Source organism: Vampirovibrio sp., from assembly GCF_041737375.1.
Classification (GTDB): Bacteria; Cyanobacteriota; Vampirovibrionia; order Vampirovibrionales; family Vampirovibrionaceae; genus Vampirovibrio.
Genome location: NZ_JBGSRV010000008.1, coordinates 13,080 through 31,227 on the forward strand (window position 1 = coordinate 13,080; position 18,148 = coordinate 31,227).

The 18,148-nt window shown below is 50.5% G+C and carries 14 protein-coding genes; 10 read left to right on the forward strand and 4 right to left on the reverse strand.

Features of this window, described 5'->3' with window-relative positions:
- Positions 1–524: 524 nt before the first annotated feature.
- The 5 genes from ACEW81_RS03785 to ACEW81_RS03805 all read left to right on the forward strand — a co-directional run bounded on the left by ACEW81_RS03785 (position 525) and on the right by ACEW81_RS03805 (position 5,434).
- Positions 525–1,067 (forward strand): TlpA family protein disulfide reductase, encoded by a 543-nt coding sequence (locus ACEW81_RS03785; RefSeq protein WP_373531638.1) that lies wholly within the window; start codon positions 525–527, stop codon positions 1,065–1,067.
- Between the two features lie 37 nt (positions 1,068–1,104).
- Positions 1,105–1,821, forward strand: a complete 717-nt coding sequence (locus ACEW81_RS03790; protein WP_373531639.1) for a cytochrome c biogenesis CcdA family protein — start codon at positions 1,105–1,107, stop codon at positions 1,819–1,821.
- 52 nt (positions 1,822–1,873) lie between these two features.
- Positions 1,874–2,434 (forward strand): 16S rRNA (guanine(966)-N(2))-methyltransferase RsmD, encoded by a 561-nt coding sequence (gene rsmD, locus ACEW81_RS03795; protein ID WP_373531640.1) that lies wholly within the window; start codon positions 1,874–1,876, stop codon positions 2,432–2,434.
- A 241-nt stretch (positions 2,435–2,675) separates the two neighbouring features.
- Entirely contained in the window at positions 2,676–4,049 is a 1,374-nt protein-coding gene (locus ACEW81_RS03800; RefSeq protein ID WP_373531641.1) for a phenylacetate--CoA ligase family protein, read from the forward strand.
- 41 nt (positions 4,050–4,090) lie between these two features.
- On the forward strand, positions 4,091–5,434 hold the full coding sequence (locus ACEW81_RS03805; protein WP_373531642.1) for a hypothetical protein: 1,344 nt from the start codon (positions 4,091–4,093) through the stop codon (positions 5,432–5,434).
- A gap of 17 nt (positions 5,435–5,451) precedes the next feature.
- On the opposite strand, the gene carA is transcribed toward ACEW81_RS03805, so the two are convergent.
- Positions 5,452–6,615 carry a glutamine-hydrolyzing carbamoyl-phosphate synthase small subunit gene (gene carA, locus ACEW81_RS03810; RefSeq protein ID WP_373531643.1) on the reverse strand — a complete coding sequence of 388 codons (1,164 nt, stop codon included), beginning with the start codon at positions 6,613–6,615 and terminating at the stop codon, positions 5,452–5,454.
- A 295-nt stretch (positions 6,616–6,910) separates the two neighbouring features.
- Here carA and carB point away from each other — a divergent pair, with 295 nt between their 5' ends.
- Entirely contained in the window at positions 6,911–10,153 is a 3,243-nt protein-coding gene (carB, locus tag ACEW81_RS03815) for a carbamoyl-phosphate synthase large subunit (protein ID WP_373531644.1), read from the forward strand.
- A gap of 55 nt (positions 10,154–10,208) precedes the next feature.
- Here carB and ACEW81_RS03820 read toward each other — a convergent pair whose 3' ends face one another.
- Positions 10,209–11,207, reverse strand: a complete 999-nt coding sequence (locus ACEW81_RS03820) for a hypothetical protein (RefSeq protein ID WP_373531645.1) — start codon at positions 11,205–11,207, stop codon at positions 10,209–10,211.
- 228 nt (positions 11,208–11,435) lie between these two features.
- Between ACEW81_RS03820 and ACEW81_RS03825 the strand changes: the two genes are divergently transcribed.
- The 4 genes from ACEW81_RS03825 to ACEW81_RS03840 all read left to right on the forward strand — a co-directional run bounded on the left by ACEW81_RS03825 (position 11,436) and on the right by ACEW81_RS03840 (position 16,388).
- Positions 11,436–12,320, forward strand: a complete 885-nt coding sequence (locus ACEW81_RS03825; RefSeq protein WP_373531646.1) for a glycosyltransferase family 2 protein — start codon at positions 11,436–11,438, stop codon at positions 12,318–12,320.
- A gap of 232 nt (positions 12,321–12,552) precedes the next feature.
- Positions 12,553–13,389, forward strand: a complete 837-nt coding sequence (locus ACEW81_RS03830; protein ID WP_373531647.1) for an electron transfer flavoprotein subunit beta/FixA family protein — start codon at positions 12,553–12,555, stop codon at positions 13,387–13,389.
- The gene (locus ACEW81_RS03835) at positions 13,386–14,600 is read left to right on the forward strand and encodes an electron transfer flavoprotein subunit alpha/FixB family protein (RefSeq protein ID WP_373531648.1); all 1,215 of its coding nucleotides are present in this window, start codon (positions 13,386–13,388) and stop codon (positions 14,598–14,600) included. Before ACEW81_RS03830 ends, ACEW81_RS03835 begins: the two co-directional genes overlap by 4 nt.
- A gap of 54 nt (positions 14,601–14,654) precedes the next feature.
- Complete coding sequence (locus ACEW81_RS03840; protein WP_373531649.1) at positions 14,655–16,388, forward strand: 4Fe-4S dicluster domain-containing protein; 1,734 nt, start codon at positions 14,655–14,657, stop codon at positions 16,386–16,388.
- Positions 16,389–16,477: 89 nt separating this feature from the next.
- On the opposite strand, the gene ACEW81_RS03845 is transcribed toward ACEW81_RS03840, so the two are convergent.
- A complete protein-coding gene (locus ACEW81_RS03845; RefSeq protein ID WP_373531650.1) occupies positions 16,478–17,269 on the reverse strand; it encodes a TPM domain-containing protein in 792 nt (263 codons plus the stop codon).
- A 165-nt stretch (positions 17,270–17,434) separates the two neighbouring features.
- A complete protein-coding gene (locus tag ACEW81_RS03850; RefSeq protein ID WP_373531651.1) occupies positions 17,435–18,040 on the reverse strand; it encodes a LemA family protein in 606 nt (201 codons plus the stop codon).
- Positions 18,041–18,148 lie beyond the last annotated feature (108 nt).

The window sequence follows — 18,148 nt, forward strand, 5'->3', positions numbered from 1 at the left end:
GCTAGTTAGAGTGATAAATGTAACGTGATGTAAATGTTCGATAATTGTTCTATTGCTTCCGTAGATTCAGTATCTTACCACTTTTTGCGTGGTTTGACATGCGAATCCTTTCCGCCCTAAATTGTTACTATTTTCCACACCTCTCTTGACAATCCAAATGACTTGTAAATGGACCCCTTTTAGCTAACCATACTTTTTAATATATCTTAACTTGTTTATTTAATAAAATGGAATTAATGCAATTGAATCATATTGAGTTTTATGAATATAAATCTATTCTAACGGGTAATGGCTAAATATGTAAATAATAAAATATAAGAAACTTTCAAAAGGCGTAAACAGTCCAAGCTCAGCCCGATCTAAATAATTTTATTTTTTAAAAAACATTATTTGATCCCCTTAAAACAAGGTCTGGCGTCAATAGATTTCATGGCTGATTTTTTGCCCGCGTAATCGGTGTACTTGAGAAGCCACCTCTAATGCTCTAATATCAATCATGAAATCCCAATCAAGAGGTTTTCCCCATGTCTTCCCGTCTCTCCGCTCACCAAAGCAAAGTTCGCCTGATTGCCGTCTTTTTATTTACGGTGATGCTGGTCGTGGTCTTTCAGGTGAGCAAAGGGAGCTTTCAACGGGGGGAGGTGGCAGAAGCCAGTCATCAAACTCGCTTGAGCGATTCGTTTTTTATGGGCTTGCGTCGGGCCACACCTGCTGAAGTGAGAGCAGCCCTGCCTGAGGCAATGGGGAGGCCCGCCCTGATTGCTTTTACCTCTCGTTTTTGTCACGATTGTCAGCGAATGACGCCGGTTCTATCGGGCTTGATGCCCAAACACGCCAATGTGTATTACCGCAAAATTGATGTGCTGGAAGAACAAAAAAAGTACCCGGCCATTATGCGTACCTTTAAGCCGGTTTCTGTGCCGTTGCTGGTTTTTATTAGCCCCCAAGGCGAAATTCAGAATGTACTGTACAACTACCAAAAGCCAGAATCGCTTGCGGCGGCCCTGCGTCAACTGGAATCTCAGCCGGTAGCGGCTCCTCCTTCCTCAAAAAAGGTCAAAAAATAAGTCACACCCCACCCTGAAGATTTTTATCTGAATCCCCATGCCTGATTTACAGTCCACATTTTTGAGTTTGTTAAACAGCCATTCTTACATGGTGCTGGTTTTGGCTTTTGCGGGCGGGGTGATGAGTTCCCTGTTGCCCTGTACGGTGGGCATGTTGCCTGTGCTGGTGGGCTATGTGGGCGGCTACACGGAAACCAGTAAGCTGGCTATTTTAAGGCAGATCCTTTTGTTTATGACCGGCTTTGCCCTGGTAATGACCGCACTGGGCATTGTGGCCAGCCTGTTAGGCACCGCCATGGCCGCTTTGGTGGGTTCGGGCTGGTATTACTTTTTGGGAGGGCTGGCCATTGTCATGGGTCTGCAATTGCTGGAAGTCATTCAATTGCCCCTGCCTCAATTTGTGACCCGCTTGCCCGACAGCAGCTCCGGCCGGTGGCTAGCGCCTATTGCGCTAGGGGCAGCCTTTGGGGCTGCCTCTTCTCCGTGTGGTACGCCCTTTTTAACGGCTATTCTGGGCTTTATCAGCCGAGAGAAAAACTGGGCGCTGGGCGGGGCCAGCTTGTTCAGTTACGCTTTTGGGCAATCCATGTTGTTGTTGGTGGTGGGCTTGTTTACCGGCTTAATCAAGCAAATGGCTCTGTTTCGACAAGTGGGAACCGTTATTACCAAGTTAAGCGCTTTGGTGTTTATATTGGGCGGTGGCTTACTGATTGCGCAAGCCGCCGGTTGGCTGGATTTGTTTGCCTTCTTTTAAACTGTATTGTGACTGTAAATTGTATTGTGATTGACGCTTCAGGTTTTTAAAAATGATTCGAGTATCCAGTGGCAAGTATCGGGGGCGCAGTGTCGACTCTCCGCCTCGCAGCAAGCAAATTCGCCCAACCACGTCTTTGATGAGGGAAAGCCTGTTTAACAAGTTTCAGATGCAGTTGCCGGGGTGCCGGTTTCTGGATTTATTTGCCGGTTCAGGCATTATGAGCTTGGAGGCCTTAAGCCGAGGGGCTGCTTTTGTTTTGGCTATTGAAATGGATACTGATCAATGCCGGGTGATTCGTAAAAATTTCGCGCACATTGGGCTGACTGAAGCCGAAGTGAAGGTAGTGCCTTGCGATGCCCAAGGGCTGATGAAGAAACAGTGTCGCCAAGAGCCATTTGATTTTGTGTTTATGGACCCGCCCTATGGATTTAAAGCACTTCCCGAACTGGTTACGCTTTGTTATAACAATGGATGGTTAAAACCGGGTGGTGTTATTATTGTAGAGCACGGAACCCGAGACCCGGAACTGGTTGGATTTACCCGCAAATTATACGGAGATACCGCTATTTCCATCAAAGCGTTTGAGACTGGGACTTCCCACGATGCTTAAGCGAACCTTTTTATCCTCAACTGTTTCTGTCAATACTCTGCCCGACTAAATGAGCGACCCTACATGGATAATTGTAATTAGTAGAATGCTTCAGTTTAATTAAATAGTCTATTTTTTCAGCTTTATAGGCACTTTAGCATTGAAGGACGGCTCACGAATATATCGGCAAGAATCTCAGGTCAGTAAACGCTGTGTTTTGGCTGTTGAATAGCAGCAATAAAATAATAAGGAGCTTTTGGGTATGCCGTTGGATCTGGATCAACGCAAACTGTTTGGACTGGAGTACTGGGTTAAACATTGGTATCGCTACGGGTTGTGTTTCGATCGTTATTCCCGCCTTCTTCAACAAACAGCGGCTTTTTCGCCTCAGGCCCTTCAGGCTTTTCAAAACCAGCACCTAAAGCGTATGGTTGGTGCGGCCTATCGTGATATTCCTTACTATCGAGATTTGTTTTCGGATTTAAAGCTGAAGCCGGAAGCGATTCAAACCGCAGCCGATTTGACAAAACTGCCCTACCTCACCAAAGAATTGGTGGTGGCAAACTTTGATAAGCTGGTATCGGTCAAGAAGCGTAATTTTTTGTGCAAAGTGGCTAAAACCAGCGGCACTACCGGAAGTCCCGCCCAGTTTATTCGCAGTTTCAATTCCATTAACTTTGAGAATGCGGCCGTATGGCGGCAATGGAAAACAGGGGGCGATCAAGGCGGCAAGCGTCGCATTACCCTGCGTGGAGAAGTGGTTGTTCCCATGAGTCAGTCAAAACCGCCTTTCTGGCGGTTTAATCCGGCCAATCAGGAATTGCTGATGTGTGGCTTTCACTTGAATGAAAATACCTTTGAGGCCTACCTGCAAAAAATAATGGCCTTTCAGCCTCAAATTCTGTCTTCGTATCCTTCTAACGCTTATGCGCTGGCCAAATATTTTCGGCAGCATAAAATCAGTTATCGCTTTGATGCGGTGTTTACCTCTTCTGAAACCTTATCGCCTGGGGTCAGGCAATTTATTGAGGAAACCTTTCAAACCCGTGTGTACGATTGGTACGGGCAGGCCGAGCGGGTGGCGGCCATTGGCCATTGCCCCAAGGGGACTTACCACATTCAGGAAGATTACTCGCTGGTGGAGTTATCCCCCATGGGCCAGAATTTTGAAATTGTGGGGACGCACCTTTTTAACGAGGTAATGCCTTTGATTCGCTATAAAACCGGAGATTTGGTAAAGGCGAACCCCGAGCAGTCTTGTGACTGTGGTAGTCATTTTCGTACGGTGGCATCCATCGATGGGCGCTCTTGCGATTATATTTTGACCCCGGAAGGCTACCGGATTTCGGCGGCCAACCATATTTTTCATGGGGTGGAAAACGTGTTGGAAGGCCAGCTTTATCAGGACAACAGGGATTGCCTGATTATTAAAGTGGTGGCTGCTTCTGGTTTTACAGAGCATGATCGGGCTGAACTGATTCGCAATGCCCGAGAAAACACATCGGAACGCATGAAGATTGTGGTGGAAGAGGTTGACCATATTCGACGAGCGCCCAATGGCAAGTTTCAAAGCATCGTCAGCCGTTTGCCCCTAGACCACAACGGCCCCCCGGAAACATTGGCTTCTCCCGCCTGAAAAGATGTTTTCCTCATGGCTTAAGCCCATGAGGTAGTGTATTGCTTTCATATTTGGGCAACCTGAGCGATAGAACCGGGCAGGTTCGCTTGCTACACTCTGTAAAAACAGAGAGGAATCGTTTTATGGTGCTTGAAAAAGATCCTATTAACGTCAACCGCCCAGCCGGTGCTAAACCGGGCCAGCCTATGGCGTCAAAAAAAAAGCCAGCCCTCATTGCGTTGATTGTTATTTTATTATTACTGGTGGCCATTGAAACCGGAATTATTGTGGCCCAAAGTCAGGCCAATAAGCGCATTGAAGCTCAGTCTGAGCAAGCCTTGAGCCAGTTCTTGAAATCGGGCGAACAACCGGCCACCGGTAGCGGTACCGATTTGCTGATGCAAAACGTTCGCTTTTGCTGGTCCCGGCAAATTTGCATTAACACCCCTCGGCTTACCGCAACCGCTGTGCCGATGGGTCAGCAATCTCTGGTGAATTTTGATACGCTGAATGGCTTTATGGTTCGGGTTCGCAATGCCACGGTGCAAATTAGTCCACAAACCCTGCAAGGCATGTTTAACGAAAGCGTTTTCAACTATCCTGGCTCCAATTTACGGGATTTAACCGTGGGCATTCAGCAAGCTGGCCCCCAAAATTTAGTGCGGCTAAATGGTAGCCTGAAATATTTATTTCTGTGGATTCCATTTGAAATGGATACCCGCCTTTCTGTGGATCGCCCCACCAATACCTTGGTGATTGCCGTCAACAAGCTGAATGTGTTTGGGGTGATTCCGGCCACCTGGCTGATTGAATTCAAACCCTTTAACCTGCAAAAACTACTCACCCTGCCCGCCAATCGTCACCTTACGATTAGCGGGAATTTAATGCGAGTAAAGCCCTTTGGCTTGTTTCCGCCCCCTCGGGTGGATGGTCGTATTGCTGATATTACAGTAACCCCCCAGTTGATTAGCCTGCGCTTTGCAGGCACAGAACCCGATTTTCAAACCCTGCCTAGGCAATCCGGGCCTAACCGGGTTTATCTGGAAGGGGGCAGTACCCGGTTTGGCAAATTGGGAATGATTAATACCCAAATTCAGGTCATCGATCAAAATCCGGGCAACCTGTTTCAGCTTTCATTGCTGAACTACAAAGCGTTCTTGCCCCAAAGCGATGTCAAACTGTTAGCCGATGGTTCGGTTACCGTGGTTATGCCCGATCACCCCACCCCTGCGGGAGCGGCTTTAAAACCTCAGCCTTCCGCCTCGGCAGCGGGCCAAGCCACTCCTCAAAAAGTGGAATCTGCCCAGCAGGCCGGAAAAGAAACCCCCAAGGCCGGTGAAAATAAGTTGAAAGCGAAAATCAATCAAGCAAAAAACAAAGTAAAAGACGTGTTGGGATTATAAGCCGATGGTTTTTGCTTTTAGGCTGGTAAATAGGCGCTTTCCACGGCAGTTCGCATAAAGCGCTCAAAAATATAGTTTGCATCATGCGGGCCGGGGCTGGCTTCCGGGTGAAATTGCACACTCATGACCGGGGCGTGAAGATGGCGGAAGCCCTCGATGGATTGATCGTTCAGGTTAATGTGGGTTACGGCCAGCCGGTCAGTGGGAAACTGGTCAAATTCTACGCAATAGCCGTGATTTTGACTGGTGATAAACACCTTATCCAGCTCCAGATCTTTAACCGGGTGATTACCGCCATGGTGGCCAAATCGCATTTTGGAAACCTTGGCCCCGCAGGCAATGCCCAAAATTTGATGCCCCAGACAGATGCCGAAGGTGGGCACCCCACTTTCCACCAATTGCTGGGCGGTTTTCACGGCCTCATGCAACACGGCAGGATCACCGGGGCCATTGGACAGTAAAACTCCCAGCGGCTGATGGCTCATGATTTGCTCAAAATTACTGTGGGCGGGCAATACCACCAGTTCTTCCACATACTGTTGCAGGTAGTGCAAAATACTGGCCTTAATGCCATAGTCCATCACCACCAGTGTTTGAACCCGCAGCGCACACACGGGAGATTCCGTTTTAATCACATAGGGTGCCGGGGTAGTCACCTGGCTAATCATATCCAGTTCATCAAACCCCGGTTGGGCTTGAACCTGTTTTAAAAAGTCCGCATTGGAAAGGGCCTGAGTGGTAATGCCCGCCTTCATGCTGCCCTTTTCCCGGATTTTTCGGGTAATGGCCCGAGTATCCACCCCTTCAATGCCCACAATCTGGTTTTTTACCAAAAACTCCTGCAGGGAAAACTCGGAGCGCCAAGAGCTGGTGAATGGGCTTAATCGGCTTACCACAAAGCCAATGGCGTTAATCCGGGCGGATTCAAAATCCCCGGAGTTGATGCCATAGTTGCCAATTTCGGGGTGGGTCATCAGCACAATTTGTCCCCGGTAGCTGGGATCGGTGAGGATTTCCTGATAACCGGTGGCAGAGGTATTAAAAACCAGCTCCCCAAAGGTGGTGCCAGAAACACCAATGCACTGGCCCTCGTAAACACTGCCATCTTCCAGCATTAAGCGGGCGGATACGGTGGTAGGGGTCGCAGGGGGCTGAGAGGATGAGTTGGCAAGCTCTGACATGGGAACCTCACACAGACGGATTGACTGAAAAATCGGAACGGGTTTGACGCTACAAACCCTGAGCTGGTGAAAAAGCTTACAGTAACCGAATAGCAGCGCTGGCTTCGGTGACAAAGTATTACAAATTGCTTGTGGAACATTATTACAGGAAGATAGAATTTGACCAACTGAGTGGCGGGAATCGCTGGATAAATTTGTTACGGTGCTGGTGAAGCATTCCATCCACTCTGGACTGACTGCAGTCACTCAAGCATGCCCCTTATTTTACGCACCCAAGTCTGGAGAGCTTTTTCCCATGCCGCAAAGAACTGACCTGAAAAAAATCCTGATTATTGGCGCTGGTCCCATCATCATTGGTCAGGCTTGCGAGTTTGATTATTCAGGATCACAAGCCTGCCGTGCCCTCAAGCAGGCGGGGTATCAGGTCATTCTGGTTAATTCCAACCCGGCTACCATCATGACCGATCCAGACATGGCCGATCAAACCTACATTGAACCCATTACCCCAGAAATGGTGGCCGCTATTATCGAGAAAGAACGTCCCTGCGCTATTTTGCCCACCATGGGTGGCCAAACGGCCTTAAACACCGCTTACGCCTTATATAACGATGGCACCCTGGATCAATACGGCGTGGAACTGATTGGGGCGAATTTCAAGGCCATTCATACCGCCGAGGACCGGGAAGCGTTCAAGCAACTGGTAGAAACCATCGGGTTGGAAGTGTTGGCCTCTCATACCGTTCATTCGGTGGAAGACGCTATGGTAAAGGGCAAAACGCTGGGCTTTCCGCTGATTATCCGAACCGGCTTTACGCTGGGTGGCTCCGGGGGGGCGGTGGTTTATGATGAATCCGGCTTGCGAAAGGCGGCGGAAAAGGGCATTCAGGCTTCCCCGGTTAAACAGTTGCTGTTGGAAGAAAGCGCCCTGGGCTGGAAAGAATATGAATTTGAGCTGATGCGCGATAGCCGGGATAACGTGGTGATTGTGTGTAGCGTGGAAAATGTGGACCCCATGGGGGTTCATACCGGCGACAGCATTACGGTGGCCCCGGCCCAAACACTCTCCGATAAGGAGTACCATACCCTTCGAAACGCTTCTATCGATATTATCCGGGCCGTGGGAGTGGATGCGGGCGGTTGTAATATTCAGTTTGCCGTTCACCCGGAAACAGGCCGGGTGGTGGTGATTGAAATGAACCCACGGGTTTCCAGAAGCTCAGCGCTGGTGAGTAAGGCCACGGGCATTCCCATTGCCAAAATATCCGCCAAGTTGGCCATTGGCTTAACCCTGGATGAAATTACCAACGACATTACCCAAACCACCCCGGCCAGCTTTGAACCGGCGCTGGATTATGTGGTCACCAAAATTCCCCGCTTTTCCTTTGAAAAATTCCCCGGCTCTCAAACCGATCTGTCTCCCCAAATGAAATCGGTGGGCGAAGTGATGGCCATTGGCCGCACCTTTCAGGAATCGGTGCAAAAGGCGCTGCGCAGTCTGGAAATTGGACTGGAAGGCTTTACCTTTGAGCCAGAACCGGAAAGCCACAGTCTGGATGAATTGAAAGATCTTTTAAAACGTCCTGAAGAGCGCCGCATTCGCTGGATTTATCATGCCCTGCGCCAGCAAATGCCCATTGCGGAAATTGCCCGCATTACGGGTTGGGACCCCTGGTTTCTGGAAAATTTCCGGGAATTGGTGGACACCGAGCGCCTGATTCAGCAGCACAAAGGGGCCGCCTTGCCGGAAGCTTTGTTGAAAAAAGCCGCTCGACAAGGCTTCTCGGCCAGCCAGATTCAGTCGGTTTTGCCCAGAATTTCCCCGGCTTTGGGCCAGCAACTGGCGGCGCTGCGCACCCAGCCCGTGTTTAATGCCGTGGATACTTGCGCCGGGGAGTTTGAAGCATTTACCCCCTATTATTACTCCACCAGCCATAGCACCGAAAACGAAGCCAAGGCGGGTGACCCCCACAAAAAACGGGTGGTTATTATTGGCGGAGGCCCCAACCGCATTGGGCAGGGCATTGAGTTTGATTATTGCTGTGTTCACTCGGCCATGGCCTTGCAATCGCTGGGTTATGAGGCCATTATGGTGAACTCCAACCCGGAAACCGTTTCTACCGACTATGACATTAGCGATCGGCTGTACTTTGAGCCGCTCACACCGGATACAGTGTTGAATATCCTCAACCAGGAAAAACCGTTGGGCGTGATTGCCCAACTGGGCGGCCAAACCCCCTTAAAGTTGGCCAAACCCATGGAAGATGCGGGCTATCATTTGCTGGGCACCAGCGTGGACAGCATTGATTTGGCCGAGGATCGCCAACGCTTTGGCCAGGTGTTGGCCCAGTTGAACTTGCGTTCGCCGGAATCGGGAACCGCACGCTCGGTGGCGGATGCGCTGGCCATCAGCCGCCGCATTGGTTATCCGTTGATTGCCCGTCCCAGTTATATTTTGGGTGGTCGGGCCATGCAAATTTTTTACAGTGAAGAGCGGCTGGTGCGCTACCTGAATGAGGTGGTGCATGTGGAGCCGGATTATCCGGTGCTGGTGGAGCGCTTTTTGGAAGAGGCCATGGAGGTGGATGTAGACGCTGTCTCTGATGGCTCGGAAACCCTGGTGGCTGCCGTACTGCAACACATTGAGCATGCCGGTGTGCATAGTGGCGATAGCGCTTGTGTGTGGCCCTCTCAAACCATTTCTACCCCAATGCTGGACGAAATTGAGGAAACCACCCACCGGCTGGCGGTGGCCCTTAAAATTCGGGGCTTGCTGAATATTCAGTTCGCTCTGAAAGACGGCCAGTTGTATGTATTGGAAGTAAACCCCAGAGCCAGCCGAACGGTGCCGTTTGTGTGCAAGGCCACCGGCATTCCGCTGATTCAGATGGCCACCCGCTTGATGCTGGGCGAGCCGTTGTCCGCTGTGAAAAACTTGTTGCCCAAGGTGCAGCCCACGCATGTTGCGGTGAAGGTGCCGGTATTTCCCTTTAACAAGTTCAAGGGCAGCGATCCCAAGTTGGGGCCGGAAATGAAAAGCACCGGCGAGGTGATGGGCATTGATGACACCTTTGCCATTGCCTTTGCTAAAGCCCAGTTGGCGGCCAACAACAAGTTGCCGCTGTCGGGCAGTGTGTTTATTAGCGTTAATAATAGCGATAAAGCCAAAACCCTGCCGGTGGCTCAGCACTTGTGCCAGTTGGGCTTTCAGCTGACCGCCACGGCAGGCACCGCCCAGTTTTTCCGGGATGCCGGGCTATCGGTTGAAACGCTGAAGAAAAAGCATGAAGGCTCTCCCAATGTGGAAGAGTTAATCCAGCAAGGCGCCATTAGCCTGATTATTAACACCCCCATTGGGGAAGAAGCCATGCTGGATGATTCTTATATCCGCAAGGCGGCGCTGGAATTTCAGGTGCCATTAGTCACCACCATTGGCGGGGCTAAGGCTTTGGCGGAAGGCATTGAATCCCGGCAACAATCCCGGTTTGGGGTGCGTAGCCTGCAATCTTATTTAAGCGAGCTAAACCCGGTGATGGCTTAACGGGTTTATGGCTGCTGCCAATTATCCAGCCTGCCACTTGCCCCACTAAAAGCGTCTAGTGCAGGGTGCTGGGTAAGGGCTGAAGTTCTTGAAGCATGGTTTTAACCTCAATCCACGGTTTGATTCGCTCGATTTCAAGCGTTAGCTTGTGGAGCTGTTGTTCCATATTTTGGTAGGCGGTTTCGTAGCTGGTCAGGTTACGATCCAAAACGGCCACTACTTTTTTGAGCGCTATAATCCGTGATTTTTGATCCTGAAGTTCACGCCTCATGAGGGCTTCAACTCCTGGCCGCAGGGCGTTTCCGCTTTCTGGCTGCTCGGTGAGTTGCTTGTTCAGCCGTTTGTAGCGAGAGCTTGCTGCTTTCAGGGTTTCCCGGTGATCAAATTTTAAAGCCTTGAGCCGGGCCTTCTCATTCCACAAGCGTACTTCCTGATGAATAAGCTGCTTTTCGATCTCCTGAAAGGTCAGGTGTTTTTCGGAGAGGGCAGGCAACGACAACCTGTCGTAATCAACCCCCTTCTGCGCTCTCAACAGCGCTTTGGATTTGGAGAGCAGTTCTTCGTAAGTTGTTATTATGGGTTGTGGTAGAACCATCGCACTGGGGCTAGGCTCAGGTGGCGCTTCATGCACCGGCGCAACCGGCTCTTGCGTTGGTGTGGATGCCGTAGTTGGTTCCCCTACCGGTTTGGCCGGGCCCGTTTCGGGTGGTTGGCTTGGCCGTGTGGGAGGCGCTGGCATGGGTGGGGCGCTAGGGGTGGGCGGTGTTGACGGGGTGGGCGGGGCGGGCTTGGGCGGCTCTTTTTTAGGGGCTTGCAAAAAACTGTTTAATTTTTTCAGCCATTGAACAATGCGCTTTCCCAATGCTGTTTCAGAAAAACGGGTAAACCACTGGTGAATTTTCCCAAAGAGCAAGCTAAACGGATTGGTGATTTGTGTTTTTGCGTTGCCAAACACGGGGGTGGATAAAGCCCGCAAATTGCCTGCCCCCGGTGAGCCCGCTTTTCTGGCCGGTGCTATAACATGATTCAAAATGACTGCTTGAGCAATGTTCATAGGCCATCCATAGGGTGAGTTCATTGGTTCAGAAAGTGTGAGCGTTATCTGTAAAAGAATGCTGAAGCCCATAACGTGCCTTTCAGCAGAGGCGTTTAATATTTTGTCACATTTGAAACGACTCTTTTGAAACCACCCTCAGCACTTGCCGGGTCAGGCATTGGAAAAGGCACGGGTTTGCCCTACACTAAAAGCCCAATCCGTAGGGTTTTTGGGAGGCCATTCCAGATGATGTCCTTGCAGCCTGTTGTGTCTTTTCTGGTTTATTGCGCCAACGAGGGGCGTTATCTTCAGCAATGCGTCTGTTCAATTCTGGATCAGAACTTTATCGACTTTGAGATTCTGATTCTGGATGACGCCTCCACCGATGAGACACCCCGCATCACGCAGGCGCTGAGCTTGGCCGATTCTCGGGTTCGTTATCTGCCCCAGTCTCAGTCGGTGGGCAAGCTGGCCAGTTATAATCATGGGCTGGAGCAAGCCAAAGGGGAGCTGCTGTGGTTGATTTCGGCTTCTGATGCGCTTAGCGCCACTCAGGTGCTTCAGGATTATGTCACCCAATTTGTATTGGCCCATCAACTGGGCCTGATTTTTTGCCGGGTGCAATGCATTGATGCCAATGGCGTTCCCTATGAAAAATATATGCCACCTAAAAAAAATGGTGGTCTGCCTGCCCGCTCTCTTTTTTATCCTGCCCGCAGTCTTTTTTCTGAACTGCTGAAAGAAAATTTGATGCCTTCATCTGGTGTTATTTTGCGAAAAAGCTGCTTTGAGCGAACCGGTCTGTTTGACACCAGATTGGGAGGGGCGGCCCTGTGGCATCAGTGGGCCATGGTCTCGCTGGACTGGGTGACTTATTTTGATGCGGTGCCCCAGGTTTATCAACGTTTGCCCATGTCGCAGGCGGGCCAAATTCAGTCGTTGGCGGTGGATGGACAAAGCCGCATCGATCATTATGAAAAACTGGAAGCCTTTTTAAAAACCCGTGATTACCCAGTGCCTCTACGTCGAAGAACCCGGTTGTTTCGATTGCAGCTGAAGCGAAAATTGGGTTTGCCCCTCAGTGTGCCGGAAAAACTCATCCGACTGGTTCGATTTTTCACGTTGCGCTAGGTGTTCTGGTTTTACAAAAGCCCGTTCAGGCGACTTTGAGAATAGAAATTGACTCAATCCGCTTTCATTGGTAGGCTATAGTTGATCCCCGGTTTTTAGCGCTTGTCTGGCAATTCCGGTTGGTGGAGTCGAGGTTCCGAGTTAGGTTTGAGCTGAATATAAAGCCTGCGTTTAGCGGTTTTTAGGCTTCAAAACGATAAGTACATTTAAGTAGCAGGGCGTTGTTTTAGTCATGATGTCTCATATCAATAATATTTTTGTCCTGATCAAGCAGGTTCCCGATCAATCCGCCAAGGCCGGTATTAACCCGGATGGCACCATTGACCGGGCCAAGGCCAAGCGCATGCTGAATCCGTTTGATCGTTACGCTTTGCAGGCGGCCTTGCACACCAAAGCGCTTTATGGCGGCAAGGTGACTGCCATTTCCATGGGGCCGCCGCTGGCTGGTGAAATTTTACTGGAGGCCATTGAGCATGGGGCCGATATGGGTTATTTACTGTCCGATCGCCGGTTGGCCGCTTCCGATACCCTGGCCACCGCTTACGCTTTGCATAAAGTGATTTTGCACTTGGGTGTGCCGGATTTAATGTTTTGCGGCTTGCAAACCACCGATGGGGATACCGCTCAGGTGGGTCCGCAAATTGCTGAACGTTTGGACTTGCCGCAAACCAGTTATTGCGAAGATTTTCGGGTTGAAGGCGATCGGGTGATTGCCCGCCGGGTGATCGAGGGCGGTTATCAGTGGGTCAAAATGGCCATGCCAGCCATGTTAACTGTTGCCAATTCTTATCACCCGCTGGAGTACAAGCATATCCGTGGGGCTCGCCGTGTTCAGCAGTTACTGCGCGATGAAGAAGCTAAAAACGCGGTTATTAAAATTGTTACGCTGGATGATGTGGGCGCCGATCCGGTGCTGTGTGGCTTAAAAGGCTCCCCAACCATTGTGGCCAAAACAGACAAGGTGTCTGAAATTGGCGGCAGTTGTAAAGTGCATCAGGGAGAGCCTATTGAGCATATGGTGCGTGACGTGTTGCAGACCACCAATCTCAAGGAATTTGCCAAGTTATGAGTCCAGATGAACCCAAAAGTGAAAATTCATACATCGCCCCCAAGGAATCCGAGGCTTCCGCTTCACCGGCTGCGGATCATGAGGCCCCGGCCCAAAAGCCTGAGCCAGAGCCGCTGCGGGAAATTATAACTCCTTCTAACAAAGAAGTGATTGTGATTGCTGAGCAGGTAGATGGGCAAATTCAGCCGGTTACTTTGGAGCTATTGGGCGCCGGTCGTGATTTGGCCAACAAGCTGGGCGGAAAACTGTCCTGTATTTTGTTGGGCCATCAGGTACGGGATTTGGCAACCACCTTAATTCACTACGGGGCGGAAATTGTTTATGTGGCCGATGACCCTCAATTGCAGGGCTATCGCACCTTGCCCTTTAAACGGGTGATTACCGATTTATTAAAAACGTTTAATCCCCCGCCGCATATTTTGCTGTTGGGTTCCACCACCACCGGACGGGATTTGGCCCCCCGCATTGCCGCCTTTTTTAAAACCGGGTTAACCGCCGATTGCACCGAGCTGGATATTGGCCCCTATGAGCATACCAACAAGGCCGATCCAGACAAAGTGGGCTTGTATCCCGGTTGTTTATACGCCATTCGGCCCAGTTTTGGAGAAAGTTTAAAGGCCCGTATTTTAGGCCCCTGGAACAACCCGCAAATGGCCACCACCCGGCCTGGGGTTATGCTTCCCCTGGCCATGGATGAGAGCCGCACCGGAGAGATTCGCGATATTCCGGTCAATCTGTTGCCTGAAGATTTCCGGCTGGAATTGATGGAGATTGTGCGTGAAGTGCAATCGGGCGTTAATATTGCTGATGCGGATGTGGTGGTAGCCGGTGGTTATGGCATGGGTGGGGCGGAAGGCTTTAACCTGTTGCAGGAACTGGCCGCCTGCTTTGAGAATTCCGCTGTGGGTGCCTCTCGAAAAGTGGTGGATGCGGGCTGGATTCCGTATCAGCACCAAATTGGGCAAACCGGTAAAACGGTGCGTCCTAAAATTTATATTGCCTGTGGCATTTCCGGGGCCATTCAGCACCGGGTGGGCATGAACAAGGCCGGATTGATTATCGCAATCAACAAGGACCCGGAGGCCCCCATTTTTCAGGTGGCCCATCAGGGAATTGTGGGCGATGCTTATCAGGTACTGCCGGAGTTGATTCGGCAGTTAAAGGCATCCAAATCCGCCGGGGCCAGTAGCGCTGAAAAGTCGCTGGTTTAGGCTGTAAAAAGGCAATGAACACTGTTTTAACAAGTAATGGGAGGCACGGCCTCTGTGGCTGAACGAATTGAGTATGATGTATTACTGGTTGGCGGCAGTCCGTCTAACCTAGCATTGGCCCACCATTTGGTGGATTTGGCCAAGCAAAGCGGCGTGTCCTTCACCATGGCCATTTTGGAAAAGGGCAAGGAGTTTGGCGCGCACATTTTAAGCGGCGCGGTTTCCAAGCCCCATGTCATTCAAAAATTGTTCCCGGATTATCAGGAAAACGGCTTTCCTTATGAAGCGGTTTGCAGCCAAAGCGGGTTTTCGGTGTTGGCTAACAAAAGCAAGTGGGATGTTCCTGCCGCTTTGCTGCCAGCGGGCTTGAAAAAAGAAGGCTATCTGGTTTTAACCCTGAGCCATGTGGTTTATTGGATGGCCAATAAGCTGAAAGAAAAATTGGCGGATACCCCCAATGTGGTGATGGATTTTTTCCCCGGTTTTTCGGCCCACGAAATTGTTTATGATGGCGATAAAGTAGTGGGTGTTCAGGTGGTGGAAAAAGCCTCCGGGGATACCAACGAAGACAATATTTACGGCAAGGTCACTTGCTTTGGAGACAAGGGTTTTGTGTCCCGTGACATTATTTCCCGCTTTCACTTGCGGGATACCCCTCAAATTTGGTCGGTGGGGGTAAAGGAAGTTTGGGAACTGCCTGAAGGCAAAGATTACATGGGCCAAGTGTGGCATACCATGGGCTTTCCTTTGGTGGATGGCAGTTTTGGGGGCGGCTTTATCTATGGCATGAAAGATCGCAAGCTGACCATTGGTATGGTCATTTCGCTGGATTCGCCCAACCCCAATATCAACCCGCAGCAAAAATTGCAGGATTATAAAAAGCACCCATGGGTTCAATCGCTGATTAAAGACGGCAAAATGCTGAAATACGGGGCGGCTCTGCTGCCAGAGGGTGGCTATTACAGCTTGCCCAAAAAATTCGCGGTGGATGGCGCCATTTTGCTGGGAGACGCCTTAGGCGTGCTGGACATCAGTCAGTTGTCCGGTGTGGATAAATCCATGGAATGCGGCTGGCAAGCGGCAGAAGTGTTGCATGAGGCGCTCCAGTCCGGGAATTTCTCTGAAACGCATTTGGCCACCTATCAGCAGCGGGTAATGGATTCTTTTGTGGGTCAAAATTTATACGAAGGTCGTTATTTCCGAAAAGCATGGCAGGAAAACCCGCGCTTGCTGGGCAACTATTTGCCCAAAGTGATGGAAGGAGTGGATGCCGGAAACCCTTATTGGGGTCTGGTTTCGGTGGGGCTAACCCATAACCCGGTTACGGCGGTAATGGATGCCCTTCGCCTGAAAAATTTGATGGACGGCAAAACCGATATGGGGCCGGTAAAGTACGAGGAAGATTACAAGCACATTGTGCCTAATTTTAAAGTCCCCCGTACCATTACCACCCAGGGCTTTGTGAAGGATACGGTCTACTCTCGGGCCGATGCCGTTTTTTACGCCGGAACCAAATATCACGAAGAAAACAGACACATTGATGAGTTTAATTCTGATGTTTGCATAAAATGTATTTCTACTTATGATGCGCTGGGCAAGGAAACACCTTGCGTTTCTGATTGCACGGCGGAAGTGCATCGGGTGGATGAAAGGTCCGGCTTGCGTCATCACGGCATGTCCCTTGAAAATTGTGTGCAATGCCGCACTTGTGAGATCGTTTGCCCGGAAGTGAATTTGAAGGTACGCCCTACGGAAGAAGGCTCCGGGCCTGATTTTATGGGACTGTAGTTAAGAAAAAAGAATCATCATTTTTTAAAGTCGGGCTGTTGGCTCGACTTTAAAAATAGGCGGAGCATTACGACGGATTTTTCTAAAACTTATCGGCCTGCGCCGCCCCCACCACTGGAGTCTCCGCCCCCGCCAAAGCCGCCACCAAATCCACCGCCCCCGCCGCCAAAGCCGCCGCCCAGCCCACCGCCGTAGAAACCACCTCCCAAAAAACCGCCCCGTTTGCTTCTGCGATTCACGAACATAAACAGTAGAAACATGACAATCAAAATGGACATCCACAGGCCATCTTCATCTTTGGGTGGGGTGTTGTAGTGAGCCGTTAATTTTTTATCGCCCGCTAAAATTTTAGCAATGGCCAGGGTGGCACGGGTAATGCCGCCGGAATAATCTCCCTCGGCAAAGGCGGGCAGGGCCAGTTCATCCAGAATTCTGCCAATCACCGCATCAGGTAACTTTTCTTCCAGCGCGTAGCCGGTGCCGATAAAAATGCGGTTTCCCGATAAATGCTCTCTTAGCCGTTTGGCGTTCACCAGTACCAGTAAGCCGTCTTTTTTCTTGTAATGCTGAATATCCCAGCCGTTCATAATTTGGGGGGCAAAGGCGGAAAGCTCCTGATCGGTATCCGGCAGTATCACCACCGCAATTTGGGCGATACCGGCCTGATCCAGCGTTTGCAACTGCTCCTGAAGGGTGCTGCGATGAGCCGGTTGCAACAAGTTGGCGTAATCGTTCACATAAATAGTCAGCCCGGTGGGTTTGGGAGGCACCTGATTGATGGGCGGTTGGTTGTTGGCGGTTTCTTCATCCTCCTCCTCCGGGCCCGCTACCACCACGGCTTGGTGAGGAGGGGGGGAGGGGGTGGTGGTTTCTTGAGCCATGGCCACAGCATTGAATAGGCAAAATGGCGCAAGGTTTAGGCTGAAACTCGTCAACGCCAGAACTATAAGAGCGAAACGCCATTTCTTTTGAAAATTGAGTGCCATAAAATCAGTACCATCCATTGAATCCCGATTCAAAAAGTCGCTCTGAAAGAGGGGGTAGGGTTAAAACGCCACTTTGGGCAAGGCTTTTTCGCTGGCGGTGGCTTCAAAAGGCACCTTGCGCTCAAAGCCGGAAATACCGGCCACAATATTACCGGGGAAGCTTCTGACTGAAACGTTGTAGGTTTTTACGGCATCGTTATAAGCCAAACGGGCCACGTTAATCCGGTTTTCCGTGCCAGTTAACTCATCTTGCAAGCGTATAAAGTTCTGGTCGGCTTTCAGTTGGGGATAATTTTCGGCAATGGCCAGCAAGCGGCCCAGCGAAGCGTTAAAGGCCCCATTGGCGGCGGCGGCTTCTTGAGGGTTGGTATTCACATCGGCGTTCAGCAAGCGGCTTCGGGCTGAAGCGATGTTGTTATAAACTTCCTGCTCGTGCTTGGCGTAACCCTTGACGGTTGCCACCAGATTGGGCACCAAATCGGCCCGGCGTTTTAATTGGGATTCCACGTTGGAAGCCCGCAGTTCCAGTTCCGCATCCTGATTGACCAATCCGTTATAACTGCCTGTAAACCACAGTCCGGCCACAATAATGACGCCGACAAGAGCAAGCAGAATCACTGCCGTTGAACCTAACCCATTGTTGCGGTTGCGCTTGAATAAGGACATGGATTGTTGAACCTTTCTGGATGATTTTTCTGCTTTATTTTTTTGCACGATTTCATGAGCTTGTTGTGGGCTATTGTAACACGGGCACGGCAGAGGCTTGGGGTGGGA

Excerpts from the sequence above, each read along its gene's own strand:
- ACEW81_RS03785 (WP_373531638.1), top strand. The coding sequence starts at position 525 with ATGTCTTCCCGTCTCTCCGCTCACCAAAGCAAAGTTCGCCTGATTGCC.
- ACEW81_RS03790 (WP_373531639.1), top strand. The coding sequence starts at position 1,105 with ATGCCTGATTTACAGTCCACATTTTTGAGTTTGTTAAACAGCCATTCT.
- rsmD (WP_373531640.1), top strand. The coding sequence starts at position 1,874 with ATGATTCGAGTATCCAGTGGCAAGTATCGGGGGCGCAGTGTCGACTCT.
- ACEW81_RS03800 (WP_373531641.1), top strand. The coding sequence starts at position 2,676 with ATGCCGTTGGATCTGGATCAACGCAAACTGTTTGGACTGGAGTACTGG.
- carA (WP_373531643.1), bottom strand. The coding sequence starts at position 6,615 with ATGTCAGAGCTTGCCAACTCATCCTCTCAGCCCCCTGCGACCCCTACC.
- carB (WP_373531644.1), top strand. The coding sequence starts at position 6,911 with ATGCCGCAAAGAACTGACCTGAAAAAAATCCTGATTATTGGCGCTGGT.
- ACEW81_RS03820 (WP_373531645.1), bottom strand. The coding sequence starts at position 11,207 with ATGAACATTGCTCAAGCAGTCATTTTGAATCATGTTATAGCACCGGCC.
- ACEW81_RS03825 (WP_373531646.1), top strand. The coding sequence starts at position 11,436 with ATGATGTCCTTGCAGCCTGTTGTGTCTTTTCTGGTTTATTGCGCCAAC.
- ACEW81_RS03830 (WP_373531647.1), top strand. The coding sequence starts at position 12,553 with ATGATGTCTCATATCAATAATATTTTTGTCCTGATCAAGCAGGTTCCC.
- ACEW81_RS03835 (WP_373531648.1), top strand. The coding sequence starts at position 13,386 with ATGAGTCCAGATGAACCCAAAAGTGAAAATTCATACATCGCCCCCAAG.
- ACEW81_RS03845 (WP_373531650.1), bottom strand. The coding sequence starts at position 17,269 with ATGGCTCAAGAAACCACCACCCCCTCCCCCCCTCCTCACCAAGCCGTG.
- ACEW81_RS03850 (WP_373531651.1), bottom strand. The coding sequence starts at position 18,040 with ATGTCCTTATTCAAGCGCAACCGCAACAATGGGTTAGGTTCAACGGCA.